Source organism: Syntrophales bacterium (assembly GCA_023228425.1).
Classification (GTDB): Bacteria; Desulfobacterota; Syntrophia; order Syntrophales; family UBA2210; genus MLS-D.
Genome location: JALOBE010000029.1, coordinates 1 through 16464 on the forward strand (window position 1 = coordinate 1; position 16464 = coordinate 16464).

Annotated in this window: 19 protein-coding genes; 2 read left to right on the plus strand and 17 right to left on the minus strand. The window is 55.9% G+C overall.

Annotated elements, in window-relative coordinates; genetic code table 11:
• Positions 1-243 precede the first annotated feature (243 nt).
• The 16 genes from M0Q23_09640 to M0Q23_09715 all read right to left on the minus strand — a co-directional run bounded on the left by M0Q23_09640 (position 244) and on the right by M0Q23_09715 (position 14280).
• Positions 244-1959, minus strand: a complete 1716-nt coding sequence (locus M0Q23_09640; protein MCK9528876.1) for a tetratricopeptide repeat protein — start codon at positions 1957-1959, stop codon at positions 244-246.
• Positions 1956-2849: a divergent polysaccharide deacetylase family protein gene (locus M0Q23_09645; protein MCK9528877.1), complete on the minus strand. Its 894-nt coding sequence runs from the start codon at positions 2847-2849 to the stop codon at positions 1956-1958. The genes M0Q23_09640 and M0Q23_09645 overlap by 4 nt, the downstream gene beginning before the upstream one ends.
• A gap of 19 nt (positions 2850-2868) precedes the next feature.
• Complete coding sequence (locus M0Q23_09650; protein MCK9528878.1) at positions 2869-4200, minus strand: S41 family peptidase; 1332 nt, start codon at positions 4198-4200, stop codon at positions 2869-2871.
• A gap of 113 nt (positions 4201-4313) precedes the next feature.
• Positions 4314-5156, minus strand: coding sequence for a 16S rRNA (cytidine(1402)-2'-O)-methyltransferase (gene rsmI, locus M0Q23_09655; GenBank protein ID MCK9528879.1), 843 nt, complete (start codon positions 5154-5156; stop codon positions 4314-4316).
• A 13-nt stretch (positions 5157-5169) separates the two neighbouring features.
• Positions 5170-5508 (minus strand): YraN family protein, encoded by a 339-nt coding sequence (locus M0Q23_09660; GenBank protein MCK9528880.1) that lies wholly within the window; start codon positions 5506-5508, stop codon positions 5170-5172.
• A 7-nt stretch (positions 5509-5515) separates the two neighbouring features.
• The gene (locus M0Q23_09665) at positions 5516-6115 is read right to left on the minus strand and encodes a ribonuclease HII (GenBank protein MCK9528881.1); all 600 of its coding nucleotides are present in this window, start codon (positions 6113-6115) and stop codon (positions 5516-5518) included.
• Positions 6116-6463 carry a 50S ribosomal protein L19 gene (gene rplS / locus M0Q23_09670; GenBank protein MCK9528882.1) on the minus strand — a complete coding sequence of 116 codons (348 nt, stop codon included), beginning with the start codon at positions 6461-6463 and terminating at the stop codon, positions 6116-6118.
• Between the two features lie 490 nt (positions 6464-6953).
• Positions 6954-7535, minus strand: coding sequence for an RNA methyltransferase (locus M0Q23_09675; protein ID MCK9528883.1), 582 nt, complete (start codon positions 7533-7535; stop codon positions 6954-6956).
• Positions 7519-8256: a tRNA (guanosine(37)-N1)-methyltransferase TrmD gene (gene trmD / locus M0Q23_09680; GenBank protein MCK9528884.1), complete on the minus strand. Its 738-nt coding sequence runs from the start codon at positions 8254-8256 to the stop codon at positions 7519-7521. Before trmD ends, M0Q23_09675 begins: the two co-directional genes overlap by 17 nt.
• Positions 8257-8264: 8 nt before the next feature.
• Positions 8265-8711, minus strand: coding sequence for a ribosome maturation factor RimM (gene rimM, locus M0Q23_09685; GenBank protein ID MCK9528885.1), 447 nt, complete (start codon positions 8709-8711; stop codon positions 8265-8267).
• 57 nt (positions 8712-8768) lie between these two features.
• A complete protein-coding gene (locus tag M0Q23_09690) occupies positions 8769-8999 on the minus strand; it encodes a KH domain-containing protein (protein MCK9528886.1) in 231 nt (76 codons plus the stop codon).
• 66 nt (positions 9000-9065) lie between these two features.
• Positions 9066-9335: a 30S ribosomal protein S16 gene (rpsP, locus tag M0Q23_09695; GenBank protein MCK9528887.1), complete on the minus strand. Its 270-nt coding sequence runs from the start codon at positions 9333-9335 to the stop codon at positions 9066-9068.
• Between the two features lie 114 nt (positions 9336-9449).
• Positions 9450-10781, minus strand: coding sequence for a signal recognition particle protein (gene ffh / locus M0Q23_09700; protein ID MCK9528888.1), 1332 nt, complete (start codon positions 10779-10781; stop codon positions 9450-9452).
• A gap of 36 nt (positions 10782-10817) precedes the next feature.
• Positions 10818-11438 carry an SPOR domain-containing protein gene (locus tag M0Q23_09705; GenBank protein MCK9528889.1) on the minus strand — a complete coding sequence of 207 codons (621 nt, stop codon included), beginning with the start codon at positions 11436-11438 and terminating at the stop codon, positions 10818-10820.
• 45 nt (positions 11439-11483) lie between these two features.
• Entirely contained in the window at positions 11484-13148 is a 1665-nt protein-coding gene (gene argS, locus M0Q23_09710) for an arginine--tRNA ligase (GenBank protein ID MCK9528890.1), read from the minus strand.
• 367 nt (positions 13149-13515) lie between these two features.
• Positions 13516-14280 (minus strand): prepilin peptidase, encoded by a 765-nt coding sequence (locus M0Q23_09715; GenBank protein MCK9528891.1) that lies wholly within the window; start codon positions 14278-14280, stop codon positions 13516-13518.
• Positions 14281-14578: 298 nt separating this feature from the next.
• Here M0Q23_09715 and M0Q23_09720 point away from each other — a divergent pair, with 298 nt between their 5' ends.
• Positions 14579-15163 carry a Maf family protein gene (locus M0Q23_09720; protein MCK9528892.1) on the plus strand — a complete coding sequence of 195 codons (585 nt, stop codon included), beginning with the start codon at positions 14579-14581 and terminating at the stop codon, positions 15161-15163.
• Positions 15164-15183: 20 nt separating this feature from the next.
• Complete coding sequence (locus M0Q23_09725) at positions 15184-15876, plus strand: YggS family pyridoxal phosphate-dependent enzyme (protein MCK9528893.1); 693 nt, start codon at positions 15184-15186, stop codon at positions 15874-15876.
• Between the two features lie 151 nt (positions 15877-16027).
• Here the strand turns inward: M0Q23_09725 and M0Q23_09730 are convergent, their stop codons facing one another.
• Positions 16028-16267 (minus strand): enoyl-CoA hydratase-related protein, encoded by a 240-nt coding sequence (locus M0Q23_09730; protein ID MCK9528894.1) that lies wholly within the window; start codon positions 16265-16267, stop codon positions 16028-16030.
• Positions 16268-16464 lie beyond the last annotated feature (197 nt).

A 16464-nucleotide genomic window follows, 5' to 3' on the forward strand; every position in this document is an offset into this window, starting at 1 on the left:
TTAAAGCGCTCCTCGAAATGACAAGGGGTAAGCTTGAATACCAGCCATTTTTGTCATTTCGACCGAAGGGAGAAATCTTTCACTAACGGCCATCATCAGGATTTCTCGTCGCTTCGCTCCTCGAAATGACAAAATTGCTTCGCTCCTCGAAATGACACAATCGCGATGCTCCTCGAAATAACAAAATCGCGATGCTCCTCTCAATGACACAATGAAAGGTCTCAAGCCGTGAAGCCGTTATCCTCAGCGCTTCGGTTGTTCCCTGAGGCGGTCGATTTTTTCCCGCAGTTCCTGATTGTCCGGGTTGTTATCGAGAGCCTTGCCGTAGGTTTCCAGGGCCTTTTCGATCATTCCCGCCGCCCTGTAGGCATCGCCGAGGTGTTCCGCTATTGTCGGGTCGTCGGGGAGAAGACTCAGGGCCTCTTCGAGATACTGAATGGCCTCGGAAATCCGTTCCTGCCTGAAATACACCCAGCCCAGGCTGTCGATGATGTGGCCGCTTCCGGGTTTCAGCCGGAGCGCTTCCGTAATAAGCTTTTCCGCTTCATCGAGATTGATTCCCCGGTCGGCGTAACTGTATCCGATAAAGTTCATAGCCTCCGCGTTCAGGGGGTCATGTTCGAGGATTTCCTTTACCTGCGCGATGGCTTTTTCGAAGTGTCCCGTTCGTTCATAGAGCAGACCGATGCGGTAGCGGATGTCGGGGTTTTCAGGGACGGCATCGAGCGCTTCCTTTAAAATCATCAGAGCCCGGTCGGGTTTTCCCGATTCTTCGTACAATGATGCCAGGAGCCTGTATAAATCAGGGTCATCCGCCTTGAGGGTAATGGCGTCATAGATACTGTCGATAGCTTCCTCGGCGCGCCCCTCGTGATCGAGTATCAGGGCCATCTGGATACGGGAAGGCGCGAAGAGATCGGACAGGGCATCCACACGGCTGAAATGATCCAGGGCCTCGCCGGAGCGTTTCAGCTCCTGTAATGAGGACGCGAGAAAGTATCGGATCCTGTCGTTTTCGGGGCTTTCCTCCAGGAGGTCCCCGAATATTTCCGCCGCTTCTTCAATGTTTCTGTTTCCGAAAAGGTAGGACAGGGCCAGAGAGAACCGAGCTTCTGAAAATTCAGGCTGGACCCGGATTATTTCTTCGAACTCCCGGGCCGAGTCACTGTAGCTTTCCCGCCTGAGAAGCAACCGGCCGAGCCGGAGGCGTACCTCTGCATCCTGGGGGTTGGACTTCAGGTAGTCACGATACAGCTCAATGGCCCGTTCTTCGTCTTCTTCGATTTCAGAAATGAGAGCCAGGTCGGTGAGAGCCGAGTCGAAGGAGGGCTTCACCTTCATCGTGTGGTGCAGCCAGTGCCTGGCCTCTTTCATCTGCCTCGTTTCCATGTACAGATGGGCGAGCTGATAGGCGGCTATGTAGCTCTCGGGATCCCTCTCGAGCAGTTCCTGAAGGGTCGCGATGGCCTGGTCATAGTCGCCGCCGGTTTTATACAGGAGGCTCAGCAGAAGGTACGGGTCGGCCATATGGGGTTCAAGGCCGATCACGGTCCGGTAATGGCTGATGGCTTTTTCCCGGGCGCCGGCTCTTTCATAGAGCCTCCCCAGCAATATGTGGGTATCCACGTATTCCGGATGCCGCTGCAGGGACGCTTCCAGGATCGTGACGGCCCCCCGCGTGTCATTCATTTGAAGCAGGGTAGTCGCCTTTTCAGTCATGAGGTAGGGTGACTCAGGATCATGCCGGAGCGCGCGGTCGAACTCTTCCAGGGCCGGTTCGAACTCTCCGGCCAGATTGTGCAGAACCCCGAGGGTATAGTGGTAATAAGCGTCGGCGCGAAGACCCGGTCTGTCAGCCCTGGCGGCGATGTCGTTAAAGTGCGCGCAGCCCGCCGCTGAAAGCAGGAACAGAAGCAGGATAAGTGACCGCAATAGACGGATGGGGCGGATCGGTATCATGGCATGCAGCGGTTGATAATGTGAGAGAGCGGCACCGTCTCGATGTCGCTCTCTGCGAAATAGGGCAGAGCCCGTTCGAGTGCTTCCAGGGTGCTCGGGTATGGATGGCCGATGACAACGAGCGTTGTCCAATGATTATCCATATCCAGGAGTTTCAGCAGAGCCTTGAAGGTGTCTTCCCTGTTTCTGCTGTTGTCCAGAAAGATGTCCCGCGTAATGTAGTCGATAGCGACGGTGTTCGCCGCCGACCGTCCCTTTGTCGTGGGAGACGTAAGGCTGTCCAGGAAAAAGAGTCTCCTTTTTTTCAGCTCGCTGAATATGGCGATCAGCTTGTCTTCATGCTCCATGAAGCGTGAACCCATGTGATTATTGACTCCTGAAATATAGGGGACGGACCGGAGGTTTGACTCGACCGTTTTCAGTATTTCCCGCCGTGTCATGCCGACCAGCAGGGCACCTTCACCGGGGTCGGCGTCCGGATACCCCAGAGGCTCCATTGGGAGGTGGAGGATGACCTCGTGGCCCGCCTCGTGGGCTCTGCGGGCGGAGACGGCGGAATAGGGGCAGTGCGGAAGTACGCTGAACGTTATGGGGATATTCAGTGCCAGAAGAGTGTCCACGGCCGTCATGTCATAACCGATGTCGTCGATGACAAGGGCCATGAAACGTCTGGGGGCGTCCTCGCGTGCCCGCGGCGGCGGATCGATTTTTTTTATATCCCCTGAAACCGACGGCCCGGTCCTTTCCACCGGGGGTTCCGGCTGTTCTCTGTGACTGTAGAGAAAAAATGCAAAGGATATTCCAAAAGCGAGAATCACCAGTAACGAGAGGAGATGCAGCCGCGTGAAAGAGCCGCTCTTCTTCCGTCGTTTCCGACTGTTTTTTTTCACCCCGGAGTGTTACCGTATTTTAACCCTTCTGCGTTTTTTGAAACATCTCCCAGCTCCTGATGAGGTCGATGGCCCGCTGCATCTGGTTGTCAATGATGAACTCGCCCGTATCAGGCTGATAAAAATCACCGGGTCCGTTCGGGATGCTCTCGTCCTCCTGGGGATAGTCTCCCCTGATGTGTCCCTCCAGGTCCTTTTCGCGAAGCTGGAGCCGTTCAGTATCGGGGGATTGATCAGGCCGCCGGTATTCTACGACAAAATCAGGGCTCAGACCCTTTGCCTGAATGGACACACCGCTGGGCGTGAAGTATTTTGCCGTGGTCAGTTTTACGGCCGAGCCGTCACGGAGCGGAATGATAACCTGCATGACACCCTTGCCGAATGTCTGCGTTCCCAGGAGGAGCGCCCGGTTATTGTCCCGGAGGGCCCCCGCCAGGATCTCGGAGCCGCTGGCGCTTCCTCCATTGACAAGGACGATCATCGGCGCCTCCGGTTCTGTCCCATAGTCCCGGGCCCGGTACACCTTCTCGATGTTCTTGTCGCCTCTTCCTTTCGTGGAGACAATGACTCCTGTTTTCAAAAACAGGTCGGACACACTCACAGCCTGGTCAAGCAGCCCGCCGGGATTGTTGCGCAGATCCAGAATGATGCCCCGCAGCGGTGTCTCTTGGGCGCGCAGGGCGGCCAGTGTCTTTTTCAGGTCATCCGTCGTGTTTTCCTGGAAGGACGAGATCCGGATGTATCCGATGTCATCGTGCAAGACCCGGTGCTTGACGCTCTGAACCTTGATGATGTCCCTGGTTATGGTGAAGTCCTTCGGTTGATCGAAGTCATCCCTCATAATGCTTATGGTCACGTCCGTACCTTTGGGACCTCGAAGCTTTTGAACCGCTTCCATGATGGTCATGCCGGCCGTATCCGTGCCGTCGATCCTGACGATGGCGTCACCGGTGATAATTCCCGCCTTGAAGGCAGGCGTGTCTTCGAGGGGAGCCACCACGGTGATAACCTCATTTCTCATCGAGATGACAATTCCGAGGCCGCCGAACACGCCTCTCGTATCCACCTGCAATTCCCGGTACATTTCCTCTGTCATGTAGGTGCTGTGAGGATCCAGGGTTTTCATCATTCCTTCAATGGCCCCCTGTAGAAGTTCATTCGGGTCGACCTCCTCAACATAGTTTCTTTCTATGAGGTCAAGAATCTCTCCGAATTTTTTGAGATTTTGATATGTTTCGGCTTCCGCGGAAAGGGCGGGCATACTTCGGAGATAGGCACCGCCGATCAGCAGGACCAGGAGGGCAACAAGAAAGAAAGAGAGGGTCCCTCTCTTTTTAAACCATTGAATCATTCATTCCTCCGACGTTTGTGTGATTATAAACTGTTGATCACCATAGCATTTATGCGGGCGTCCATGCCAGAGCTTTTTGAGAGGGAACGGGGGTCTGACAGGTGACGCCTGTTTTATCGGTCTTTCAGATTCTCCAGCACGATCCGGTACACGTCTTTTTTCGGTATCCCCGTTTCCCGGGCCACCCGGGCCACCCCGTCCCTGGTGGACAGCGCTCCGTCTTTCGCGGCGTCCAGATAGAGTCCCCACAGGGCTTCCGGTGACGGTCGGCGCGGGCCCGTCCGGTTTCCTTCCAAGACCATGGTAACCTCGCCCCTGACGGGAGCGTCACCGATCCGCTCCATGACGGCCGACAGGGTGCCCCGCATCGTCTCTTCGTGAAGCTTCGTCAGTTCCCTGGAAATCGTTATCTCGCGATTGCCGAGAATCTCCAGCATGTCTCGAAGACTCGACTGAAGCCGCCGGGGCGATTCAAAAAATACAAGCGTCTCGGTTCTTTCCTCTAAAGATTCCAGGAATTGACGTCGTTTTGCCGACCGTGACGGCGGAAATCCGAAGAAGCTGAAGCTGTCCATAGGGAGACCGGACACGCTGAGAGCGGCGATAACCGATGAGGGGCCCGGTATGGCGACTACCTCGATCGAACCGGCCAGGGCCTCCCTGAGGAAAACAAAACCGGGGTCGGAAATACCCGGCGTTCCCGCGTCGGACACATAGGCGATTGACGATCCCTGGATCAGCCTTGAGACGAGGGTGCCGCTTTTTTCGCGTTCGTTGTGGTCGTGAAGACTCGTGACGGGCGTTTCAATGCCGTAGTGGCGGAGGAGGATCGCAGTGCGCCTCGTATCCTCGGCGGCGATGAGATCAACCTCCCGGAGAACGCGGATCGCCCTGAGCGTTATGTCCTCGAGATTGCCGATGGGGGTTGCGACGATGAATAGTGTTCCCTGTTTCATGTCCGGTGCTTTGTCAGAGGATCATGTCGAATGCGTTGGGGATATAATGCACGTGGTTGCCTCGGGCCGTCGTCTGAATTGCCAGGACGTCAAAGCGTGCTTCCTTTTCGAGGAGACCCTTCTGCTGCAGGTAGTTGACAGCCACTCGCGAGAGCGTTCGCTGTTTTTTCAGGTCCACGGAAAGTTCGGGCAGACCGAAGATATCCGATCGCCGGCTCTTAACCTCCACGAAGACCAGTTCACTCCCGTCACGGGCTATAATATCAATTTCCCCGAAAATGCAATGGTAATTCCTCTCCACGATGCGGTAGCCTCTCCTGACGAGGAACTCGAGGGCGATCTGTTCTCCCACTCTTCCTTTACGACGGTTGTTCGATTTTGATGTTAAAAGATTTTCTGTGGATTTTGCAGATTCCATGCTTCCCTATGGCCTCCCGGTGTTCCCTGGTCCCGTATCCGCGGTTGCTGCGAAAGTTGTATTGAGGATACTGTACGTGATAGCGATCCATGAGGTGGTCCCTGGAAACCTTGGCGATGATGGAAGCAGCGGCTATGGAGACACTCCGGGAGTCTCCCTTGATGATGGTTTTCTGGGGAATGTCAAGGTTTATGGCGGTCGATCCGTCGACAAGAACAAAATCCGGAGGCGGTGAGAGTCCCTGAACGGCCTTTCTCATGGCCAGCACTGTGGCCTGAAGGATATTGACGGCATCGATGACGGAGGGTTCAACGAAGGCGATTTTTACCGAGAGGGCGTCGAGGAGTATGCGGTGGTAGAGCTTTTCCCGCTTGGCCGGGGAGAGTTTCTTTGAATCCCGTATGTCGCCGTTTTCATATCCCGGCGGAAGGATTACCGCCGCTGCCGCAACGGGGCCGGCGAGGGGGCCTCTCCCGGCTTCGTCAACCCCCGCGATGCGGTCAAATCCGAGAGCCCGGCCCTGCCGTTCAAACTCCGTCATTTACAGTCTGCCCAACTCCTTGATACGGGCTTTCTTGCCCCTGAGGTTTCTCAGGTAGTAGAGGCGGGATCGCCGCACTCTGCCCTGCATGACCAGTTCGACCTTTTCGATAACGGGTGAGTGAAGGGGGAAGGTCCGCTCAACACCCACTCCCGATGATATTTTCCGTACCGTGAAGGTCGAACGGCTCCGTCCCGCCCGTTTTCTGATAACAGTACCCTGAAAAACCTGGATACGTTCTTTCTGGCCCTCCACGATGCGAACGTGTACCTTGACGGTGTCACCGGGCCTGAAGCCGGGAATATCCGTCCGCATCTGTTCTTTTTCAAACATCTCGAGAACATTCATAGGACACAATCCTCCTCGTGCCGTGTAACAATTGGAGACCTGGTTTGTCATTTCTCGTCGCGATGCTCCCCGAAATGACACAATTCCGGAAGTGCAAACATATAGAACAAAGAAACGGTAAAAGTCAATGGAAAAGAAAGGCCTCACGCATCGATGATCTCTTTGATGAAGGGAGGACAGGGCATCTTTTCGGGAAGAAACATCAGCTCCGGGCCCACGAATTCACGCAGCGAGACCTTTCATTGTGTCATTTCGGGGAGCATCGCGACGAGAAATCCCTGTCCCGAGCAACGCGAGGGATCTTTTGGACTTCTCACATGCGTTCGAAGTGACAGGGGAACGTTCGAAGTGACAGGGGAGAGGTCGAAGTGACAGGGGAGAGGGCGAAATGACAGGGGAACGTTCGAAGTGACACAATCGACAGGTTTTCAACCGGGTCTCACAGCACGAAAAGCTCACGACAGGTAGGTCGTGGGGATCCCCCCGGATGTCATCGGTCGTGCCGTCCCAGAAGACGGTCCATGACGATCGAAACGGCCGACCGCACGGAAAGATGATTATAGCCCGTGGGGCCCTCTATCGGTTCAAGAGTGAACTCGGCCCGGTCAATCACCTCCTGCGCGAGTCCCCAGCCCGTTCCGAAAAGAATAAGGAAATGCCCGTCGCCCTCTTCTATCATGTTCCGCAAGCGCTCACAGGACCCTGTCGCGGGGGTTCGGTTCGAGGCGCTGGTGGCCACCAGGCGGGCATGCGTTCCCTCGGTCCTTGCTATTTCCCGGCAGACGTCCTCCAGCGATGCCCTGACCTCCACTATGTCGAAGGCCTCCTTTCGCGCGGGGTTGAAGGAGGCGCCATATCCCTCACGCCAGTGGGAAAGGATTCTCCCTACAAAATCACGCTGTATCTCGAAGGGGGTGACGATATAGAACCGGGCGACGCCGAAGGTTCGCCCGATTCTCGATATATCGTGCACATCGAGGTTCGTGACGGCCGTGGTCACCACATCGCCCTTCCTGTTGTAGACAGGGTGGTGGAGAAGGGCGATGCGGACGTCGCTACTCTGACAGCTCATTTCTGAAAGCCTCCAGAATAGTCCTGTCTTCGTCTGTCAGGGATGCCTTTTCGAGCAAGTCGGGCCTTCGTTCGAGGGTACGCCGCAGGGCCTCCCTTCGCCGCCAATCATCGATGTTTTTCTTGTGGCCCGAAAGGAGAACGTCGGGGACACTCCATTCCCTGTATGTCCTGGGTCTTGTGTAGTGGGGACCCTCAAGCAGCCCCGTCGTGTGGGAATCACGGAGTACGGATTCCCGGTTCCCGGTGAACCCCTCCACCAGGCGGGAGACGGCGTCGACCACGACCATGGCGGCACATTCCCCTCCGGAAAGAACATAGTCCCCTATGGACAGTTCCCGGTCCGCGATGAAACGGGATACCCGCTCATCCACACCTTCATAGTGGCCGCAGATCAGCACTATGCGTTCATGACGGCTGAGTTCCTCGACTTTTTCCTGTGTCAGCACCTCACCCTGAGGCGAGAGAAGAATCACCAAGGCGCCCCGGCGGTCTGGAAGAATGTTCTGAAGGGCCCGGTCCAGGGGATCAACCTTGAGAACCATGCCGCCCCCTCCGCCGAAGGGGGCATCGTCGGTGACCCGATGTTTTCCCCGGGCATAGTCCCGTATGTCGTGAACCTCTATCTCAATAAGGCCGCTGTCGACGGCTTTCCTGATCAGGCTCGCGTCGAAGGGTGAGCGGAACATGTCCGGGAAGAGGGTGAGAACGTCGAATCGCATGGCTCCCTTTACAGCTCTTCGGGCAGATTGACAATCATGATGCCCTTCGGGATATCGATGTCCACAATGACATCTTCCAGGGCGGGAATGAGCAGTTCTCCTTCATCGCCGCGGCAGATATAGACATCGTTGCTGCCCGTGGGCAGAACGCCGGTGATGACACCCAGCGTTCGTTCATTGTCGGTCATGACATTCAGCCCGATGATGTCTTTCCAGTAATATTCGTTTTCTTCAAGCGGGGGAAGCCATTGACGTGACAGGTACAGGAGCCGGCCCTTGAGGGGTTCAGCCGCTTCGATGGTGTCGATACCGTCGAAACCGAGAATGAGATTCCTGCCCTGCAGGGTGATACTGTTAATGCGATGTGGGGAGGCGCCTTGGTCGCCGGTACCGATAAGCACCATCTGCCGGTCCTCAAGCATACCGGGCGATTCCATGTACGAAACCGCCTTCACACGGCCCCTGAGGCCCCTGGGCTTTATGATTTTCCCTATAGCTATGAGGTCTTTCAACTATTCAATAATTTCCAGCACCGACCTTTTGTGGAGTTTGGAAGAGGCGGCACTCAGGATCGTTCGCATCGCCTTCGCCGTTTTACCCTGCTTGCCGATTACCTTTCCCAGATCCTCCTTCGTGACCCTCAGTTCAATGACCGATGTCTGTTCACCCACCACCTCAGAAACATCGACTTTGTCAGGATGGTCCACAAGAGCCTGAGCGATATACTTGATCAAATCCTTCATCGTACCACCCTCCATCGTGTCAACCTCCACAGTCTGTTGAATAATAGGGGTATGCCGGCCCGGTTGTTACGGGGTAACCGATGCTTGTTGCCCTGCGACGAATCCTTTCTTTTTTAAGAGGCTGCTCACCGTCGGGGTCGGTTTCGCTCCGCGCGCTAACCAATCCGCGATCCTGTCTTCCTTTATGGTTATGACTGCCGGTTCCTTCAGGGGGTCATAATTGCCCACTATTTCGATGAACTTTCCATCACGGGGAGATTCTCCATCGGCCACGACGATCCTGTAAAAAGGTTTTTTCTTCGTTCCCATCCGTGTAAGTCTGATTTTTGCCGCCATACTGGTAGATTCCTGCCTTGTTCTGATGTATTTTACAAAAGCAATAGTTTCGGGATGTTCAGTGTCCCCCGGTAAAAACAAGTAACACCATTTACTAGCACAAATAAAGGGCAATTAAAAGGGGAAATTCCCCCTCGACAGAGATTTGCGACCACCCTTCGTCAGTTTTTTCATCATTTTTTTCATGGCTACGTAGTTTTTGATCACCTTGTTGACGTCCTCAACGGAAGTACCGCTTCCCCGGGCGATTCTCTTGCGTCTGCTGCCGTTGAGAACCCTGTAATCGAGACGCTCCTTCTTCGTCATGGAATCGATCACGGCCACCACCTTTGCCAGTTCGCCCTCATCGGCCCGGACATTCTTCAGCGCCTTGATCTTGCCGAGTCCCGGAATCATACCCAGGATATCCTGGAGAGGACCCATTTTTTTGATCTGGAGGATCTGTGTCTTCAAGTCATCGAGCGTGAAGGAGTCTTTCCTGAGTTTTCTTTCGAGTTCCCGTGCCTCCCGTTCGTCTATGGTCGTCTGGGCCTTTTCGACGAGCGTGAGGATGTCTCCCATGCCGAGAATGCGGGAGGCCATCCGCTCCGGGTGAAATACTTCGAGGGCATCGATTTTCTCGCCCACGCCCAGGAACTTGATCGGTTTTCCGGTCACTTTTTTCAGGGAAAGAGCCGCTCCTCCCCGGGCGTCGCCGTCAACCTTGGTGAGAATGACACCGTCGATCGCCAGTGTTTTGTTGAAGGAATCCGCTACGGAAACAGCTTCTTGGCCTGTCATGGCGTCGGCCACCAGGAGAATTTCAGCGGGGTTGACGGCGGCCTTTATGCGTATCAACTCTTCCATCAGGGGAGTGTCGATATGCAGCCTGCCCGCCGTGTCGATAATCAGAACGTCACAGCCTTCCGTCCGCGCGAATTCAAGGGCATTGACACATATTGCAACAGGGTCTTCCGATCGGGCTGATTCGAAGACGAGGGCACCGAGCCTGTTCCCCAGAATCGAGAGCTGTTCGATGGCGGCGGGGCGATAGACGTCGGCCGACACGAGGGCGACTTTCTTTCCATCCTTCTGAAGCAGGCGGCTCAGCTTGGCGGCCGTGGTCGTCTTGCCGCAGCCCTGGAGGCCGACCAGCATGATGGGAGCCGGGAGGCGCGATCCCAGTTTGAGGTAGGTGTTCCTGTCGCCCATCAGCTCAACGAGGCGGTCATGGACGATCCTGACGATCTGCTGTCCCGGCGTGATGCTCTCCAGTACTTCACGGCCGACGGCCAGTTGACGCACGTCTTCCACGAAGTCCTTGACGACCTTGAAATTTACATCAGCCTCGAGGAGGGCCATGCGGATGTCCCTGAGGGCGAGCTTGATGTTTTCTTCATCAAGCACACCATGGCCCTTGAGCTTCTTGAATATGGAGTCAAGTTTGTCTGTCAGGTTCTCAAACATGGTGAACGGTTTCCTTCACAAGCCGGTACAAAGCCGCTAATTTTTCAGAATGAGGCAGCTCAATCCCCTGACAGCCGCCTCGATTCTCTGCGCCTCCCCCTGAGCCGCTTCACGGGTGTCAAACCCTTCGATCCGCAGACGGAACCAGGTTCCCTGGCCCGGGGAGTCGCTTTCATGAATACGGGCGGTGCTGTTTATTTTCCCTAACCGGGACCGGAGTCTTTCCGCGCTTGCCCTGTCCCGGAAAGCCGCTACCTGGATCGTGTATGCTCCCGGCGCCGACGGCGCGACGGCCGTCACCGGTGAGTCAGCCCCGGCCGGCGGCGGCGTTCGAACCGGTGGAAGGTCCCTGGGGGACGGCATCGCGCCGACCGCATCATCTCCTTCTTTGGACAGCGTCTTGTAGAAGGTCAGCGGTACATCGTTTCGCGTCTCCGTCACGACCAGCACGGTCTCTTCACTTCCGCTGATCTTTTCCCTGATCGTCGACGGAATACCCCTGGCGATCTTTTCAGGATAGCTTTCGATGTTGCGGCCCACCAGGAGTCCCGAAATAAACGAGATAAGGAGCAGAAAAGAAATCCCCACCACGAGAATGGTGATGCCCAGCGCGCCGAAGCTCAATTCGAAAGATTTTTTCCTCCTCGCCGCTGCCATGGACATTCTCCTCGGGCTGTTCTGAAGGACGGGGTTCCGCGCGTACTACATTCGTTCGGGAGCGGTCACTCCCAGCAGTCTCAAGGCGTTTCCCAGAACCACCCCGATATTCTTGACAAGGAAAAGCCGAGCTCTGCTGAGATTCACATCCTCGCCGATAATACGGTTTCTATTGTAATAGCTGTGAAAGGCCGATGCAAGATCGTTGCTGTAAAAGGGGATGCGGTGGGGTTCCAGGCTGCGGGCGCTCCCCTCGACAACATCGGGGAACCGGTCGATAGTTTTTACGAGTTCCCGTTCTTCCTCCAGCGAGAGCAGTGCCAGGTCCACATCGTCATAGGAAGGGATGTCGAAGCCCCGCTCGCGGGCCGTCCTCATGACACTCGCGATGCGGGCGTGGGCGTACTGGACGTAATAGACGGGATTTTCATGTGACTGCCTCTTGGCGACTTCCAAATCGAAATCCAGGTGACTGTTGGACCGCCTCATCAGGAAGTTGTATCGCGCCGCGTCCCGGCCCACCTCGTCTATAACTTCCCTCAGGGTGACGAATTCCCCCGCCCGGGTCGACATGGCAACGGGAACACCATCCCGCAGGAGATTCACCAGCTGTACCAGGACCACCTGGAGGGCGGACCTGTCCTTGCCGATGGCCTGTATGCCCGCGTACATGCGAGGAATATAGCCGTGGTGGTCGGCGCCCCATACGTCGATGACCGTATCGAAGCCCCGATCATACTTGTTCTTGTGATAGCCGATATCGGCGGCGAAATAGGTCGGTTCACCCGTATCACGCACCACCACCCGGTCTTTGTCATCACCGAAATCGGTGGTCCTGAACCAGAGTGTGTCTCCTTCACGGTAGACGAAACCCCGTTCCTGAAGTTCCTCGATCAGCCGGGCCACGCCGTTGTTTTCATAGAGTTCTTTTTCACTGAAATAGCGATCAAAGGTGACGCCGAAAGCTGCCAGGTCTTCCCTGATACCGTCCATGATGGCGGCGCAGCCGTATTCCGTAAAAAACGCGACGGCCTCGTCAGGCTCGCTGTCCATGTGGCGCGCTCCGTCGCGATTCATGATTTCCCCGGCCAGGGTGATGATGTACTCGCCCTGGTAACAGTCGTCCGGGAAAGGTTCCTTGTCCCCGAAGAGTTCCCGGTATCGGTGGAAGATGGATTTTCCAAGAAGATCCATCTGGTTGCCCGCGTCATTGATGTAATATTCCCGGGACACGGAGTAGCCTGAAATCTCGAGAATGCGGGCGATGACATCTCCCGTCACGGCTCCCCGGGCATGGCCGATATGAAGGGGCCCCGTGGGATTGGCGCTGACGAATTCAACCTGGACGTTCTTTCCCGCCCCCAGGGAGGATTCACCGAAACGTTCCTTGAGGCGGTCGGGTTCCCGCAGAAGTTCCGGCCAGTAATCAGGCCGGATAAAAAAATTGATGAACCCCGGTCCCGCTATTTCGATGCGGTCGATTATGTCTTCCCGGTCATCGATCGCGTCGAGAATTGTCCGCGCCAGGGAACGGGGGTTGTTTTTCTGTATCGGAGCGAGGGTCATGGCCACGGTGGAGGCGAAATCTCCATGGGCCCCCTCCCGGGGCAGCTCCACTTCTATGGGGGGGAGGGGGCAGGGCGCCAGGTTCCCCCTGTCAACGCACCGGAGTATCGCGTCAAGAAGCAGTTTTACCAGTTTTTTTCTCATATCCCGTGGTCCGCCCGGGCACATAAAAAAGCAAAAGTTGGCGCCATGGCCAACCGCTGGTGTGCCCTGTAAATCAGCATTATAACCAAGGGGCTTATAATACGACGAACCTGTGCAAGTCAAGGAAATTGACTCGGTGCATGACAGTGCGTGTTGTATGCGTACCGCCCCGGATTGAGGCGGTTTCAGGTGGCGGTTCCGGGAGGCATCGAGCGTCGTAAGAACAAAGAGCCGTCCGAGATTACAGGCCGGAGTACCAATGCGGAAGAAGACCGCCTTGATGCCGAACTGACCACGGGGCATGGAGCCCCTAGATCAACGGAAATCGCGGATTTAGGGGCCTCTGTTCAGCAGGGTCGGTACAGGCTCAGCGGCCCGCGATGAATGCCAGGAACCATTCTCCGACAAAAAGGTAGGACAGCGCGCCGATGGACAGGAAAGGTCCGAAGGGAACGGCGTATTGAGAGTTTTTCCCTTTCCACGCCATGGCGACGATGCCGATGACGGCTCCCGACAGTGACGCGGCGAGAACGATGTATATAAGTGACTGCCAACCCAGGAAAGCGCCCATCATGGCCAGGAGATTTATATCCCCGCCGCCCATGCCTTCCCGGTCCGTGATCCATTCATAATAGACGGCGACGAAGTAAAGACAGCCGGCACCGATCATCACGCCCAGGAAGGCATCCAGAGCGCTCACCCCCAGAAAAAAAACGGCAGCCAGGAAACAGAGAGGAATCCCGGGCAGAGTTATGACGTGAGGAATGATCTGGTGCCGCAGATCGATGACGGTGACGACGACCAGGGATGCCGTAAAAAGAAAGGTGAACAGAAAGTGCCAGGAAACGCCGTACTTGAAATACAGAAGCAGGGCCATGATCCCCGTCAGTGCCTCCACGGCGGGATACTGGGGTGAAATCCCGGCTCCGCAGTGCCGACAGGATCCCCGGAGCAGGATATAGCTGATGATGGGAATGTTGTCATACAGCTTCAGCGGCGCGCCGCATGCCATGCAATGGGAGGCGGGCAGAACGATGGACTTCCCCTCGGGAATTCTGAAAATGCACACGTTCAGAAAGCTTCCGATGGATGCTCCCATGACAAAGATAAAGATGGGCAGGAAAATCGACATTCAGCGATACCCCTTGTCTCTCCCGGAGACCTTTATCGAAAACCTGTCGATTGTGTCATTTCGACCTCTTCCCCGTCAGCTCGAACGTTCCCCCGTCACTTCGAACGCATGTGAGAAGTCTCAAAGATCCCTCGCTTTGCCCGGGACAGGGATTTCTCGTCGCGATGCTCCTCGAACTGACACAATTCAAAGGGCTCTCCCGGTCGGGACTCGGTGCGTGGTGTTCGTGACTTCTTGAATAATCCGGGCGCATGGATTATATACAACCATGATCATTACAAGTCAAAAGCGAATATGCATGAACGGGCTATTCATACTTGCCTCCCTGTCGCCTCGTCGTAACGAGATGCTCACAGGACTGGGTCTTGAATTTACTGTCGAAGCAAGCGGCGTGGAAGAAAATCACCTAAACGGCGAGACCCCCGCTGAACACGCGTTGAGGCTCGCCCGGACGAAGGCGATGGTCGTTGCCGCCCGGCATCCCGGGGCGTGGGTTCTTGCCGCCGACACGATCGTCGTGGTAGATGGTACGATCCTGGGAAAGCCGACGGATCCCGAAAACGCCCGGGCAATGCTCCGGAGGCTCAGTGGTCGTGAGCACCGCGTCATCACCGCCTTTTTCATCGTCGGAGAAGGGGGAGCCAGGCAAATCACGCGGGCTGTCGAATCGTCGGTTTTCTTCAGAGACCTCGACGATGATGAGATCGACTGGTACGTAGCGAGTGATGAACCCTATGACAAGGCGGGCGGGTACGCCATTCAGGGCAAAGCGGCATCATTTGTGGCGGAAATCAGGGGGTCGGGTACCAACGTCATCGGCCTGCCATTGGCGGAAGTGGTTCAGGCAATGAAGCGTCTGAACATTGTCCGTTTTTCAGGATGAGATGAAAGGAAGCAGTCGTCATGCCATCAATAAAGGATGCTGTCGAACGGGTCCGCGAGACCATGGCCGGCGCGGCCCTGCGTTCGGGGCGTGATCCCGCCGACATCAGACTCGTTGCAGTAACGAAGCAGGTCGACGATGAGCGGATCAGCGAGGCCCTCGAGGCCGGTGTCCGCATCATCGGCGAAAATTACGCTCAGGAGGCGCAGCGCACGTTCGCCCTTCTGAAAGACCGGGACATCGAGTGGCATTTTATCGGCCGCCTGCAGCGAAACAAGGCAAAGTACACCGTTCGGTTCATGGATATGATCCATTCCGTGGACAGGATCGAAGTAGCCCGGGAAATCGACCGACGCGCTGAAGGTGTGGGCCGTGTCATGAATATCCTCGTTGCAGTGAACCTGGCCGGAGAGCAGTCGAAAAGCGGTGTCGCCGGCGAGGAGACGCCGGAACTGGTCCGCCGGCTGTCGGTTTTGAAGAACCTTTCCATCCGCGGGCTCATGACCATGCCTCCCTGGTCGGCGGACCCTGAAGCGGCGAGGCCCTTTTTCAGGTCGCTCCGTGAGCTGCGGGACCGCATCGATGATGAGGGCATTCCCGGTGTGTCCATGAAAGAACTGTCCATGGGCATGTCCGGCGATTACGCCGTGGCAATAGAAGAAGGCGCCACCATGGTCAGAATCGGCCGGGCCATCTTTGGCGAGAGAACCTGAAGAATCGGCGGGTTCCCCTCAACGTCTTCCCCCGAAGCGGCATGACGCTCTCCCTTGCCACGGACGGCACGAGCACCGCGTCACGCCCTGTTGTTTCTCTCGGATACTGTCCCGAAAGATCATCTGTTACAGGGGATCGGACGGGGCAACTTCATTTCATACGCCATTCAGGCTGTCTTTTCTCACTGAACGCCCTGATGCCTTCACCGGCATCATCGGTGGAACAGAGAAGGGCGAACTGGTTGTTCACCAGTTCCATGGCCTTGTCGAGTTCAAGGTCCGACATGTCGTAAAAAGACTTCTTGGCGTTCCAGAGGGCCAGGGGGCTTTTGGAAGCCAGGTCATTGGCCAGCTTCAATGTTTCCTCCCGGAGAGTTCCCTTGGGAACCACCCTGTTGATCAGGCCGATCCGTTCCGCCTCATCGGCCTTGATTAGTCGCCTCTGAAGAACCTTCTAACCAGCGAATATTATTTGACAATATATCTTTTTAATGCTATGTAATTTGCAAGATTTTAACCATTAACCCTCATTTTTCTTGCAAATTACACAAATGAAACCAAGACAATCAGAAAGCAAAAACAGACAAC